The organism is uncultured Dokdonia sp., assembly GCF_947496725.1.
GTDB lineage: Bacteria > Bacteroidota > Bacteroidia > Flavobacteriales > Flavobacteriaceae > Dokdonia.
Window position 1 is genome coordinate 620291 of the sequence record NZ_CANMDS010000001.1, and the last position, 13949, is coordinate 634239.

Sequence of the window (13949 nt, forward strand, 5' to 3'; positions counted from 1 at the left end):
TTTTATTTATCTAATGTACTAAAAAAAAGATGTGGATAACGCTTTCGCGGAAGCTCTCTCAACCATTTTACTGCTATTGTAGAAGATAGAAAACCCGTACCATAGCCATAAAACTGAATACCGGTTGCAACAATACTTAGACAACCTATCACAAGGCTTTTATTTATGATACTTGAGTGCACAAAAATAATCACAACATACAATGCGTAAAGCTTGAGCAGTATTGTATTACCTAGCAATGTTATCATCAAGCTTACTACTAGACCTATGATAAACAAAGTGGGAAACCAGTAAGTGAGCTTTGCAGTACTGGGGTGCCATAAATTAAGTATAGGTCGCACTAGTCCAAATTTATGAACTTGAGTATAGAACTTTTTCCAAGAGATGCGACGTTTATGATAGACAAAAGCTTCTGGTATAAGCGCCGTTTTAAAACCTAGATCCCATAATCGCAATACAAGATCTGGATCCTCTCCGGGATGAATATCTCCAAAACCTTTACTAGCTTGAAAAGCCTTTTTAGACAATCCCATATTAAAACTACGAGGTTGAAATTTTCCGGCATCTTCACTTCCGCCGCGTATACCTCCCGTGGTAAAAAACGACGTCATACTATAACTTATAGCCTTCTGCAAGTTAGAAAAGTCTGGATGTGCTGCATCTGGACCGCCAAAACAATCTACATATCGCTCCTTTAACTTTTTATCCATTACCTCAACATACTGTGGAGGCAACATACAATCTGAATCTAGTATGATAAAATAATTACCTCTCGCTCTCTCCATCCCATAGTTGCGAGAACTCCCTGGGCCTGAGTTAGGCTTTGTTAAATAAGTAATATCAAGATCTGGGTAAGCGTCTATAACTTCTTTACAAGGTATGCTGGAGCCATCTTCAATAATTACAATCTCATAAGGAATAGTGGTTTCTTGCTGGTCAAAACTAGCAAGGAGTTCGGCCACCTCATCTGGTCGATTATAAACGGGAATAATAAATGAATATGAAAGTTGCATATAAAACAAAGCTAAGACATAGCTGCAGGCTAGACAATAAAAAACCACCGACATATAGACGGTGGTTGGTATGGGTTTGATTCCGCTTTCGCGAAAGCGTACTAAAGTTTATTCGTGTCCTTCGGCCTTCATAAAAGCGTCCATCACCTCATTACTTACTCCCGTGTTGCTGAAACCTCCGTCATTATAAAGGTTTTGCATCGTTACACGCTTTGTAAGGTCTGAAAATAGTGAGATGGTATAATCTGCACAGTCTTGTGCCGTAGCATTACCTAGCGGGCTCATCTTCTCTGCATAAGCGATAAAACCGTCAAAACCTTTTACTCCTTGACCTGCCGTAGTAGGTGTAGGTGATTGTGATATTGTGTTTACACGTACGTTCTTTTCTTTACCATAAAAGTATCCAAAACTACGTGCGATAGACTCTAAGTATGCCTTATTATCTGCCATATCGTTATAATCTGGAAATACACGCTGCGCTGCCATATAGGTAAGAGCTACGATACTTCCCCACTCATTCATAGCATCTTGCTTGTAGAGTGTTTGCATTACTTTGTGAAAAGACATTGCAGATACATCTGTACCTTTTTGTGTCCAGTCATATTTTTGATCTGTATAAGCACGTCCTTTACGTACGTTTACAGACATCCCTATAGAGTGTAGTACAAAGTCTAACTTACCTCCTAGTATTTCTTGCGCTTTTGTAACAAGGTTTTCTAGATCTTCTAGCGATGTAGCATCTGCAGGAATGATTTCTGACCCAGTCTTTTCTGCAAGCTCGTTAATCTGACCCATACGCATAGCGATAGGTGCGTTAGTAAGCACAAAAGATCCTCCTTCTTCGTGTACACGCTCTGCTGTTTTCCAAGCGATTGAATTTGCATCTAATGCTCCAAAAATAATTCCGCGTTTTCCTTTAAGTAAGTTATAACTCATAATAACAGTAATGGTTTGATGTATTCTAGTTAGGTTTTCGGCCTGCGCCGTTATGGAGGTGTAAATATCGTGGTTTCTGCTTAAACCACACTAGTTTAGTAGATTTTTTGCGTGAGCAATTGCCGCGTCACTGTGTTGCCCCCCGCCTAGCATAGCCGCTATCTCTACAATACGTTCATCCTCATTAAGGCGTTCTATGTAAGTCTGGGTGCGCTCATTTGTATCTTTCTTATACACTTTAAAATGTGAAGCACCCTGGCCAGCAATTTGTGGTAAGTGGGTGATACTTACAAGTTGCATTGTACGTCCCATTTTCTTCAAGATAGCTCCCATCTTTACTGCAATATCTCCGCTCACACCGGTATCAATCTCATCAAAAATAAGTGTAGGCAATTGTTTATGTTTACTAAGAACAGACTTAAGAGCGAGCATTACTCTAGAGAGCTCACCGCCAGAGGCTCCTTTACCTAAAGGCTTTAGATCACTCCCTTTATTTGCCGAAAATAAAAATTCTAAGTTATCTGTTCCTGTTGCTGTAAGAGTATCTTGAGAATCTAACTGAACTGCAAACTGTGCATTAGGCATACCAAGTTCAACAAGTAGTTTTTCTACTAGTGAGGTAAGATGTGGTATTGCAGCAGCACGATCTTTATGTAACTGAGAAGCAAGTGCAAATGCACTTTCCTTTTCTAATTGTATCTGAGCTTCTAGCGCTTCTATCTTATCATCTACCCCTGCGATATCTTGTAAATCATTATCTAGTCTATCTCGTATCTCAATAAGTTCTTCTACACTGCCTACTTGATGTTTTTTAATAAGCGAGTGCAATAACTGCATACGTGTATTGAGTCTTTCTAGTGTAAGTGGGTCTGCATCTACATTATCAGAAACCTGACCAAGTACTTCTCCTATATCTTCTAGTTCAAGTAGTGTACTATTAAGCCGCTCATACAATTCTGTATATTGAGTACCATAACTATTTAGTCTACCCAGCGCTGCTCTAGCTGCGGCGAGTTGATCTATAGCCCCAGTTTGTTCTAGAGATACATTTTGCACAGCTGTAGCCAGCTGCTGCATTATCTCATCTGCATTGCTTAATGTGTTAAGCTCCTCTTCTATCTCTGTATACTCTCCTACCTTTAAGGTTGCCTCATCAAGCTCTGTAAAAAGAAAAGATTGATAATCATACTCTAGCTGGGCTTGCTTCTTTTTTTCTAAAAGTTCGACCAGGGCCGCTTTTGAAGCCTTCCACTGAGTGTAGGCCGTTCTATATTTTTTTAATAATGCCACACTGTTTGAGAAAGTATCAATCATCTCAAATTGAAAATCATTTTCTACCACCTGCAGCGTTTTATTCTGGCTATGTATATCTACCAGCCTAGCCCCCAGTGTGGAAAGTTGTGCCAGTGTTACGGGCGTATCATTTATAAAGGCTCTACTTTTTCCAGAAGGTAAAATTTCTCTTCTTATAATAGTAGATGCATCATAATCGAGATCATTAGCCTTAAAGAAAGTTTTGAGATGGTAGTCACTTATAGCAAAAACGCCCTCTACTACACATTTTTGAGACGCATCTCCTGCGCTAGACATATCTGCACGTTTTCCTGTAATAAGACCTAGTGCGCCAAGCAATATAGACTTACCAGCACCTGTCTCTCCTGTTATAACAGTAAACCCTTTATCAAACTGTAATTGTACAGATTGAATAAGTGCATAATTTTTTATAGAAAGAGAAGTAAGCAATGATGATAGATTTAAGTAAAATAGATACGCAACGCGCTTATAATATTTAATAAAAAATTCCCGTAACACGGGAATTTTAAAATTAAGGATTGTCTTTATTATATACTATTAAAATGTGATTTGTCTCCAGTAATTTGACTTAGTAGGCGCTACCTGATTAAGCACCTCTGTAAGAGATTTTACATTTACAGAAGGACCCCCAGAAAAGATTGATGCAATCTCCTCTCCCTTAGTATCAAAAAATACACGGGTTAAAAAATTATTAGGCCTCTTATTGTACATAGACCTAAATTGAGATAAGGTGGTAGCAAGTGTTTGTTTACTACGCTTTTTATCTTCACCCATAAAATCAAGACCTGTACGATGATACGTATACATTATACCTGCAAACTCTCTAAAGTTAGGAGAAAGTAAATCTTCATTTAACCTATATCTAGACTGTGACCCGTCTTGAGGGTTCCATCCGGTCTCACTACTAGGTTGTGCAGTAGTTACTATTTGCTTTGCAATCTGAAAATACCCATCACCATCATTGAGCTTAAACGTATTTGCATCCATACCTAAGATAGTATAAGCATAAAAGGCAATTACAGAAACTAAGTTTGAGTCAAACGTATTAGGGTTAAAAATAAGCGGCTGAAACTCTGTGTACTCAAAATCAAACTGCTTATCGTTAAAGTTAAACGTAGGCGTATCATAATTAGAACCAAAAACAGGTCGCGATGCTCCTACTTGTACGCTTGCGCGAAAGTTGTTACCATCCTGCTGAGTAATAATTACATTAAAAGAACAGTCTATACGCTCTTGTTGCTTAAAACGTTTATCTGTCCACTTTGTGGTATTTATAAACTCTGTAAGTGAGCGTTCTAAAGTTTTAAAAACTTGTAAATCTGCTTTATTAGTTTGCTCTGCGTTTATAATCACAACAGCATTAAGCTCTTGTGCTACAAGGCTAAATGAGCAAAATAGAACCACTAAGAATGTAAGTACTCTCATCATATTTTTTCGGCTATTATATCAAATATATCAATAGACACTTCGGCTTTAGTCTTTAAATCATACTCCGTAACCGAACCGTCTTTTTCAATAAACGTAATTTTATTGGTTTTGGTCTGAAACCCTGCACCTTTATCTCGCAAAGAGTTTAAAACAATCGCGTCAAGATTTTTCTTCTCGAGCTTTTTCTTTGCATTTTCTAGTTCATTTTGGGTTTCTAATGCAAAGCCTAAAAGATATTGATCTTTTTTAATAGTTCCCAGTGATGCAAGAATATCCTTAGTTTTTACTAAGTCTATTTGCATCGAAGTGTCTTTTTTCTTGATCTTCTCCTCTGCTACTTGCGCTGGCTTATAGTCTGCCACTGCTGCTGCTGCGATTGCTACATCTACCTTATCAAATACGGCGTGTGCAGCATCATACATTTGCTCACCAGAGACTACATTATGTACTGTAATTAAACTATGATTTACTTTTATAGCACTAGGTCCCAGTATAAGATCTACTGTCGCACCTAGGTCTGCTGCTCTTAAAGCAAGCTCGCATCCCATCTTACCACTACTGTGATTTCCTATAAAACGTACGGGATCTATTGCTTCATAAGTAGGTCCTGCTGTAATCATCACACGTTTACCTCTTAGAGGCAACTTACCCATTACATCATTCTCAATAAATGTCACGATATCCTCTGGCTCTGCCATACGTCCTTTACCTACCAGACCAGAAGCAAGTTCACCACTGGTAGCCTCTATCATTACATTACCGTAAGACTGCAGTTTCTGAAAAGAATTTGTAGATGAAGGATGGATATACATATCAAGATCCATTGCTGGAGCAAAATACACAGGACACTTTGCACTTAGGTATGTGGCTAGCAGCAAATTATCTGAAGCCCCATTTGCCATTTTTGAAAGCGTGTTTGCTGTTGCAGGAGCTATAACCATAAGGTCTGCCCACAGCCCAAGCTCCACGTGATTTGTCCACACCGCATTATCATCACCCTCAAGTGTAAATGATGAGTGCACCTCATTACGAGAGAGTGTACTTAATGTAAGCGGAGTAACAAAGTCTTTTGCCTTCTCTGTCATTACTACTTGCACAGAAGCGCCAGCCTTTATGAATGCTCTCACAAGACTGGCGCTTTTATATGCTGCAATGCCAGCGGTTACTCCTAAAAGTATTTTTTTACCGCTTAATACTGACATCTATCTAGTCGTTACTTTTTTCTTCAGTAACAGATGGATCTCTGTGGTAAATACGATCTTCTAACCACTCTTGCACTGCTAGTGCGTGAGCTTTAGGTAGACGCTCATAAAACTTAGATACTTCTATCTGCTCTTTGTTCTCAAAGATTTCTTCAAGACTATCATTAAATGTAGCAAACTCATCTAGTTTTTCTGAAAGCTCCTTTTTGATCTCAGTATTGATCTGTGAAGCACGTTTTGCAATTATAGAAATTGCCTCATAGATGTTATCTGTAGGGGCATCTACAAGATTCTTGTCAATTGTAGTTGTGCTTAAAGGTGCGTCTAAGTCCTTAATATTCATAATATTCTTCTTTAATTTAAAGTTTCCATTGCTAGCAGCGCTTCATTTACAGCTGCTACTTCTTCTGCTGCCTGCTCGCTATACTTCCCTTCTGGAAAATACTTCTCTAAGGCGTTATATGCTTCTTTTGCATCCTCAAGTCTTTCTGCCTGGCGACGTCTTACACTTCCTAATGCTAGTTGATAAGTAGAGTTAAACTTCCAGTACAAAGCATCTTCACGATACTTAGACCCTGGAAAATCTAGTAAAAAGTTATCAAACGCTTTTATCGCGTTTGGAAATGTACCTCTACTCTCTCCTATTTTATTATATCCTTTTGCTATCTCGTAAGCCTTGCGCTCTATCTTCTGGTTAAGCTCCTGTACCTTTGCATTTGCATCATCTAGACGCTCAGAATCTGGATACTGATTTATAAAATCTTGAAGTTTACCCATTGCTATGTATGTATCGCCTTGATCTAAGTTAAATCTAGGTGATCTATTATAATAGCTCTCTGCACTTTTATAAGCTGCCTCTTCTCTCTTCTCACTCTGAGGAAAAGATTTTACAAAACGCTCAAATTGGTACCCACCTTGATAGTAGTCACCTAGTTCATAAAACGTATTTGCATAAAGATATGAGACACGCTCTGCTTGAGGGCGTCCTCTGTAAAGTGGCACAATTTGCTCCCAAAGCTTTAATGCTTTTTTGTATTTACCTTGAGAATACAAGGAATCTGCAAATGTGTACTTTGCTTTTATATCATCGTTTTTGAGAACATCTTGATACGCCGAACAAGAGCTCAATAAAACAACTGCAACTAGTAGGAAAAATATATTCTTCATAAGTGTTAAAAACAGCAGGCAAAATTACGTAAAATCAATCACATAACATAACTTAATTAATGTAGCCCAAAAATAAACGCTTTTACCCTAGTATTTATTTTGTTAGCATACGTTTAACAACTTCTATAAAGTGTTTAAAAACGCTCCTATCTTTTGATGCAATTCATCTGTAGCTTTTACTAGTGGCAATCTCACAAAGGGCTTGCACACACCCTGATGCGCTAGCAATGATTTAATACCAGCAGGGTTACCCTCTTCAAAAATAAGATCTATAAGTTCTAATATTTTAAAGTGTTCTTTATACGCTTTCGCGAAAGCGTTATCTAAACCATTATTTATAATCTCTGTAAAAACTTCTGGAATACCTTGCCCTATTACAGATATCACACCACTACCACCAGCCGAAACTAATGATAAAGAAAGTGTATCATCTCCAGAGATCACCATAAAATCATCTGGGGTTTTGTGTATTAACTCAAGCACCTGTGACATATCACCGGTAGCTTCTTTAATAGCTATGATATTATCAAAATCTCTGGCAAGTCTCGCCGTAGTTTCTGGTAACATATTACTAGATGTTCTACCTGGCACATTATATAAGACAACCGGCAAAGAGCTAGCTGTAGCTACAGCCGCAAAGTGCTGATAAATTCCTTCTTGAGTAGGTTTATTATAAGCCGGAGATACCGATAGTATAGCGCTTATACCATCGTACTTACCATTTTTAAGTTCTGCTACAACTGCGGCAGTATGATTACCCCCCACACCTAGCACGACAGGTAAGCGACCGTTTGTTACTTTAATAATATGAGCAACTACCGCCTGCTTCTCCTCACTAGATAACGTAGCACTCTCTGCTGTGGTACCTAGCGCCACTAGATAATTTACACCGCCAGAAATACAATATTTTACCAGCTTAGTAAGTCCATTATAGTCTATAGACAAATCTTCATTAAATGGTGTAACGAGAGCAACACCTGTACCCCTTAACTCCTGCATTAATTTATAACTTTTAAAATTTTTAAATACTTTTCTAATTCTTTTGTAAAAACAACTTCTTGATCTGTAGCTACGTGTATCGTAAGATCGTTGTAGGCTTCCATCTCTGGGTTGATACCTACTTTAAACTTTGCAACAGAGAGTGCTGTCATTGCCTTAAGCGATAAATTTTCTGGCGTGTAGTAGCTTATTAAAATATCAAAAGGGGTTGCACTAAAATCTTTGAGCGATTTTGTTTTAAAAACTCCTTTCCACCCTACTTGCTTGTCTGAAAATAACTGTGGTTGCTCACGCTGCTCTTTTGTCAAGGTTTTTACATACTCAAGTATTGTTACATCTTTAGGTTTTACCCCCATAGCTTTACACAACTTTGTAAGATGCTTTGTGTCAAAAGGCTTATCCATCTCTTGCAAAATTGCAACCGTCGCCACGCCACCCTTGCTCGCCTTATAATTGCGCGCAAGTTGCACCTTATCTATTTGCTTGAGAATGGATTTTGCTTTTAATCCGTTTAAAAACATGTAACTTTACTTTTGAACAAATGTAGATAAAATTTACTGCTACCTACGCCATAAATTATGAGGAGGACTACGCTTTTAACTATCATCTATGCTATTGTTATATATACAACAGCAATCTCTTGTAAGGAAGAGTCTCACTATGCTCCAGAGCGCATAAAAGGTGAAATTATCCCTGTAAATCAAAATAGCCCAACGAGTGAAGAGATAACTCAAGCCATACTTCCATACAAGGAAGCTATACAGGCAGAAATGGATAGTGTGCTAGCCATTGCACCCGCTTCATACACAAAAAAGGATGGCAAGCTCAACACAGCAGTAGGCAATATGATGGCAGATGCTGTTTATGAAATGGCAAACCCTGTATTTCAAAAAAGAACCGGATATCCCTTTAACGCAGTGTTACTCAATTATGGAGGTATACGCTCTGCTCTTAATAAAGGAAACATTACCACCAGAACGGCTTACGAGTTAATGCCTTTTGAAAACGAAGTGGTTGTCGTAGAGCTTAGTGGTAAGCAAATGAGATCTCTTTTTGAATACTTAAAAGGTGGAAGTGCACACCCTATCGCAGGTATGGAAGTACAACTTTCGGCCACAGGTGATCTTCTAAGGACACAAGTACAAGGTCAAGATATTGATGATAACGAAACTTACTTTATCGCAACTAGCGACTACCTTAAGAATGGTGGTGACCATATGACCTTTTTTGAAAACCCGGTAAGCACGCTTCCGCTAGATTATAAAATAAGAAATGTGCTCATCGATTATTTTAAAAAGTATGACACCATCGCACCCGTAAGAGATAACAGATTTACAAGAGATAGCAAATGATACGTAGAACTTTTATAAAGCAAACCGCCGCAGCAACAAGTCTTGTAGGACTAGGAGGGTTAACAATGGGTATGGGTGTAGATACGCTTTCGCGAAAGCAAAAAAAACACATTACCATTTTACATACTAATGATGTGCATAGCCACATAGAGCCTTTCCCTTCTAACGATCCAAAATATGCAAACCTAGGTGGTGCTGCTAGAAGAATGGGAGTTATCACGGCTGTACGTAAAGAAAACCCAAACACATTACTTCTTGATGCAGGTGATATCTTTCAGGGTACTCCTTACTTTAATTTTTATGGAGGTGAGCTTGAGTTTAAACTTATGTCTATGATGGGATATGATGCCGCTACCATAGGTAATCACGATTTTGACAATGGTATAGGTGGGCTAGCTGCTCAAATGCCTAATGCATCTTTTGAACTTCTCACAGCAAATTATGACTTCTCAAACACCATAATGGATGGCCTCACAAAGCCTTATAAGGTTTTTGTAAAAGATGGGGTACGTATTGGTGTTTTTGGCCTAGGGATAAAACTTAGTGGCCTTGTAAATCAAAATATGTTTAAGGAGACAAAATATCTAGACCCTTTAGAAATGGCCACAGATACCGTTAAAACTCTAAGACAAAAGGAGCGCTGCGACCTTGTTATATGTCTTTCTCATCTAGGTTATGAGTATCGCAATAGAGACACCATATCTGATATAGCACTTGCAGGAAAGACCGAAGGTATAGACCTCATTATAGGAGGTCACACACATACATTTTTAAAGAAACCTACAATTGTTCAAAACAAAAACGAAAAATTTGTACTCGTAAACCAGGTAGGTTGGGGAGGTATTAATCTAGGAAGAGTTGATTTCTACCTAGATGACAAAAATAATCTAGAGAGTTCGAGTTTAGTGCTAGATATATAATCTAGATATACTCCTGATATGTACTTTCTTTTTCTATTCGTTTAAACCTAGTTATATAAGTGGCTAAGGTTACTTTCATAAATACCATCATAAATGTGGCCATTATAAGCATAGGAATTTCATTATAAAGAAAGTAGTATATGAAGCCAAATACCGTACCTGCTATATAACTCCCTCCTATCATAATAAGACCCACATTATCTGGGTGAAGATTGTAATTAGGTATTATAAAGCAAACACTCATTGTAATTCCAAAAACCACCACTGTAAGCAAGAAGAGGCTCGTTTCTGGTATAAACGGCATTACTAGATAGACAATGTATAGCAGCACAAAGCTAAGTGTTATAAACCCCACAATGAGCTCTACGAGATTATGCTTTGAAAAGGCCGTCACTCGTTTTTTTAATACAGGTTTCATAATAAACAAGAGTGCCGCATACCCTATAATAGATACTAGGCACGTGAGTGTTATATTTTTCTCATAATCTGTTAAAAACAAATACTCCGACAGTAGCGTTGCTACTAAAAATATTAAAAAGGAAATACTAAACTTACCTGTTACTTTAAAAACGTATATAAATAAGAATAATGACCCTAAAGGAGTCAAGTAAAATATTGCGTTTTGATCAAAGAAAACAGGTATAAGCATCATCATAAATCCTAACAGAATACTGATAGATCTATGTAGTCTATATCCGGTAAAGTTCTCTCTAAGCATTAGTTAAAGCTAAGAATTCTATTTCAGAAATAATAGTAATTCCTAGTTTTTGAGCTTTTTCTAGTTTGCTAGGTCCCATTTTTTCGCCTGCAACGAGGTATGATGTTTTAGATGAGATAGAACTCGAGACTTTCCCTCCGTTATCTTCTATGAGTTTTTTAAGATCATTACGTGGCATCTCAAACACACCAGAGACCACAAAAGTCTTACCCGCAAGCACATCTGACTGGCTTGCAAGCTTCTCTGCAGAAATTTCTAGTTGTACTCCGTAAGATTTTAAACGCTGTATGAGTGCTATATGTTCCGCTTTCGCGAAAAATGCTACTACACTCTCAGCAATCTTACTTCCTATTTCATCTACAGCAACCAGCTCCTCCTCTGTTGCCGAAATAATCGCATCAATAGACTTGTAATGCTTTGCAAGTTTCTTTGCAACAGTCTCTCCTACGTATCGTATACCTAAACCAAACAACACCTTCTCAAAAGGAATCTTAACAGAGGCCTGCACACCATTTACTAAGTTTTCGGCACTTTTTTGAGCCATTCTTTCTAACGGAAGCAACTGTGCTACTGTAAGCTCATATAGATCTGCATAATTTAATATAAGCCCCTCATTTACAAGTAAAGCTACCGTCTCACCTCCTAGCCCATCTATATCCATTGCTTTTCTAGATATATAGTGCTGTATGCGACCTATAATTTGTGGTGGGCAACCCATATCGTTAGGACAGTAATGCTGTGCTTCTCCCTCTTTACGCACTAGCGAAGTATCACATTCTGGACACTGAGTTATATATTCGGTAGGCTCAGAATCTGCTGGGCGTTTTGTAAGATCTACTGCTATGATTTTTGGGATGATTTCCCCTCCTTTTTCTACAAAAACCTCATCACCTTCTCGTATGTCTAGTCGTTCTATCTGATCTGCATTATGGAGGCTGGCTCTTTTAACGGTTGTACCAGCAAGCTCTACAGGCTCTAGGTTTGCCACTGGTGTGATGGCTCCAGTACGACCTACCTGGTATGTTATTTCGCGTAAGCGGGTAGATACCTGTTCTGCTTTAAACTTATAAGCCATAGCCCATCGCGGAGCTTTTGCCGTATACCCCAACTCCTCTTGCTGCTGGAGTCCGTTTACTTTTACTACAACACCATCTGTCTCATATGGTAAATCGTGACGAGCCTTATCCCAGTGATTAATAAAATCTAGCACCTCATCAATACTCTTTGCGAGTACTGCCGCATCTGGCACCATAAAACCCCAGTCTCTAGCTTTTTGCAAACTTTCCATCTGGGTAGTTATTTCTAGATTATTACCGGTGATATTATAAAGTAAGCACTGCAATGGTCGCTTTGCAACCTCTGCACTATCTTGAAGTTTTAGAGAACCACTTGCGGTATTACGTGGGTTACGATATAGCTCAAACCCTAGTTCCTCGCGCTCTGCATTCATCGCGTGAAAACCGTCCCAAGGAAGCACAATCTCACCACGTATGTCAAACTTAGGAGGATAATCTCCTTTTAACTTTAAAGGAACAGACTTTATGGTTTTAATATTAGTAGTTACATCATCTCCCTGTAATCCATCTCCACGGGTTACAGCTCTGAGCAGCTCTCCATTTTCATAGGTAAGACTTATAGAAGCACCATCATACTTGAGCTCGCAGGTATAATGCACTTCACCATCTACCATTTTCTTAACGCGGGCTTCCCAGTCCTCAAGATCTTCCTTTGAGTAGGAGTTATCTAGGGAGTACATTCTATGCTCGTGTACAATAGTCTCAAAATTTTTAGTCACTGCACCACCTACGCGATGTGTAGGTGAGTTAGGATCATCATATGCTGGATTTGCAAGTTCTAGTGCCTTAAGTTGTTCTAATTTTTTATCAAATTCAAAATCAGAAATAGTGGGCGTATCTAGCGTGTAGTAGTTATAGTTGTGCTCGCGTAGCTCTTGACGAAGCTGTAAGATTTGTTCTTCAATAGTCATATGTAAAAATAACCAAAAAGAAAGGCTGTTACAATGAAGATTGCAACAGCCTTTACACTATTTATTATATAAAAAGTTAGTCTTCTATAAACAGATTTCTAACTAATGCAGCACAAATACCTCCTGCAATAGGTGTAACAATAAACAACCATAACTGGCTCATCGCTTTACCTCCAGCAAATAGCGCAGGACCTAAACTTCTTGCAGGATTTACAGATGTACCTGTAATAGGGATTGCAACCATATGTATTAATGCTAAAGAAATCCCAATTGCTAGACCTGCCATAAGAGGAGATGCATTTTTTGCCGTTGTTCCAAAGATCACGAGTAAAAACAAAAATGTAAATACAAACTCTGCAATGAGAGCAGATGTCATATTATAATTACCCAGATAGCCTTCACCCCAGCCATTACTACCTAGACCCCACTCTGGCATAGTAAAACCAGCACTTCCAGAGGCTAATAGATATAACACGCCTGCAGCTAGTATCGCTCCAATGCATTGTGATATCACATAACCTACGGTATCTTTTGCGCTAAGTTTACCTGCAACAAGCATTGCAATTGAAATAGCTGGATTAATATGACAACCAGAAATTGGACCAATAGCATATGCCATCACAACTACCGAAAATCCAAAAGCAAGCGAGATACCTAAGAGTCCTATTCCTTCGGGACCAGATTGTGAGACACTAGCAATAGTGGCCGCTCCACAACCAAACAAAACCAAGGCAAATGTGCCCAAACCTTCTGCAAAAAATTTTTTCTTTATGTTCATTTGTAAATAATTGTTTTAGTTAATTACTACAAACTAGACATTTTTAGACAAAAGCTTAAACAAAATAGAGATACCTCTCAAGTAATAGACAAAAAACGCTTTTGCATCGCTTAAGAGTAAACTACGTGTAAACTA

The 13949-nt window shown here is 38.4% G+C and carries 14 protein-coding genes; 2 read left to right on the forward strand and 12 right to left on the reverse strand.

Translation table 11 applies throughout. From position 1 onward, the window contains the following. Positions 1 to 2: 2 nt before the first annotated feature. The 9 genes from Q0948_RS02800 to Q0948_RS02840 form a co-directional block, all read right to left on the reverse strand. A complete protein-coding gene (locus Q0948_RS02800; RefSeq protein WP_298347865.1) occupies positions 3 to 1013 on the reverse strand; it encodes a glycosyltransferase in 1011 nt (336 codons plus the stop codon). A gap of 108 nt (positions 1014 to 1121) precedes the next feature. Next, positions 1122 to 1949 carry an SDR family oxidoreductase gene (locus Q0948_RS02805; protein WP_021778420.1) on the reverse strand — a complete coding sequence of 276 codons (828 nt, stop codon included), beginning with the start codon at positions 1947 to 1949 and terminating at the stop codon, positions 1122 to 1124. Between the two features lie 90 nt (positions 1950 to 2039). Further along, the gene (gene recN, locus Q0948_RS02810; RefSeq protein ID WP_298347864.1) at positions 2040 to 3692 is read right to left on the reverse strand and encodes a DNA repair protein RecN; all 1653 of its coding nucleotides are present in this window, start codon (positions 3690 to 3692) and stop codon (positions 2040 to 2042) included. Positions 3693 to 3800: 108 nt separating this feature from the next. After that, complete coding sequence (locus tag Q0948_RS02815) at positions 3801 to 4691, reverse strand: DUF4835 family protein (protein WP_363317789.1); 891 nt, start codon at positions 4689 to 4691, stop codon at positions 3801 to 3803. Then, positions 4688 to 5893, reverse strand: coding sequence for a bifunctional phosphopantothenoylcysteine decarboxylase/phosphopantothenate--cysteine ligase CoaBC (gene coaBC, locus Q0948_RS02820; RefSeq protein ID WP_298347863.1), 1206 nt, complete (start codon positions 5891 to 5893; stop codon positions 4688 to 4690). Before coaBC ends, Q0948_RS02815 begins: the two co-directional genes overlap by 4 nt. Before the next feature lie 4 nt (positions 5894 to 5897). Further along, positions 5898 to 6236, reverse strand: coding sequence for a DNA-directed RNA polymerase subunit omega (locus Q0948_RS02825; RefSeq protein WP_021778416.1), 339 nt, complete (start codon positions 6234 to 6236; stop codon positions 5898 to 5900). A gap of 11 nt (positions 6237 to 6247) precedes the next feature. Next, positions 6248 to 7060: an outer membrane protein assembly factor BamD gene (gene bamD / locus Q0948_RS02830; RefSeq protein WP_298347862.1), complete on the reverse strand. Its 813-nt coding sequence runs from the start codon at positions 7058 to 7060 to the stop codon at positions 6248 to 6250. Between the two features lie 123 nt (positions 7061 to 7183). Further along, a complete protein-coding gene (dapA, locus tag Q0948_RS02835; protein WP_298347861.1) occupies positions 7184 to 8059 on the reverse strand; it encodes a 4-hydroxy-tetrahydrodipicolinate synthase in 876 nt (291 codons plus the stop codon). Next, positions 8059 to 8580, reverse strand: a complete 522-nt coding sequence (locus Q0948_RS02840) for a hypothetical protein (RefSeq protein WP_298347860.1) — start codon at positions 8578 to 8580, stop codon at positions 8059 to 8061. The genes dapA and Q0948_RS02840 overlap by 1 nt, the downstream gene beginning before the upstream one ends. Positions 8581 to 8637: 57 nt before the next feature. Here Q0948_RS02840 and Q0948_RS02845 point away from each other — a divergent pair, with 57 nt between their 5' ends. Then, on the forward strand, positions 8638 to 9411 hold the full coding sequence (locus tag Q0948_RS02845; protein ID WP_298347859.1) for a 5'-nucleotidase C-terminal domain-containing protein: 774 nt from the start codon (positions 8638 to 8640) through the stop codon (positions 9409 to 9411). Continuing rightward, on the forward strand, positions 9408 to 10331 hold the full coding sequence (locus Q0948_RS02850) for a bifunctional UDP-sugar hydrolase/5'-nucleotidase (protein WP_298347858.1): 924 nt from the start codon (positions 9408 to 9410) through the stop codon (positions 10329 to 10331). Before Q0948_RS02845 ends, Q0948_RS02850 begins: the two co-directional genes overlap by 4 nt. 1 nt (position 10332) lies before the next feature. Here Q0948_RS02850 and Q0948_RS02855 read toward each other — a convergent pair whose 3' ends face one another. From Q0948_RS02855 to aqpZ, 3 genes are all read right to left on the reverse strand, one after another. Further along, positions 10333 to 11049, reverse strand: coding sequence for a hypothetical protein (locus tag Q0948_RS02855; RefSeq protein ID WP_298347857.1), 717 nt, complete (start codon positions 11047 to 11049; stop codon positions 10333 to 10335). Beyond that, positions 11042 to 13036 (reverse strand): NAD-dependent DNA ligase LigA, encoded by a 1995-nt coding sequence (gene ligA / locus Q0948_RS02860; protein WP_298347856.1) that lies wholly within the window; start codon positions 13034 to 13036, stop codon positions 11042 to 11044. The genes Q0948_RS02855 and ligA overlap by 8 nt, the downstream gene beginning before the upstream one ends. A 76-nt stretch (positions 13037 to 13112) precedes the next feature. Beyond that, a complete protein-coding gene (aqpZ, locus tag Q0948_RS02865; protein WP_298347855.1) occupies positions 13113 to 13814 on the reverse strand; it encodes an aquaporin Z in 702 nt (233 codons plus the stop codon). Positions 13815 to 13949: the final 135 nt, after the last annotated feature.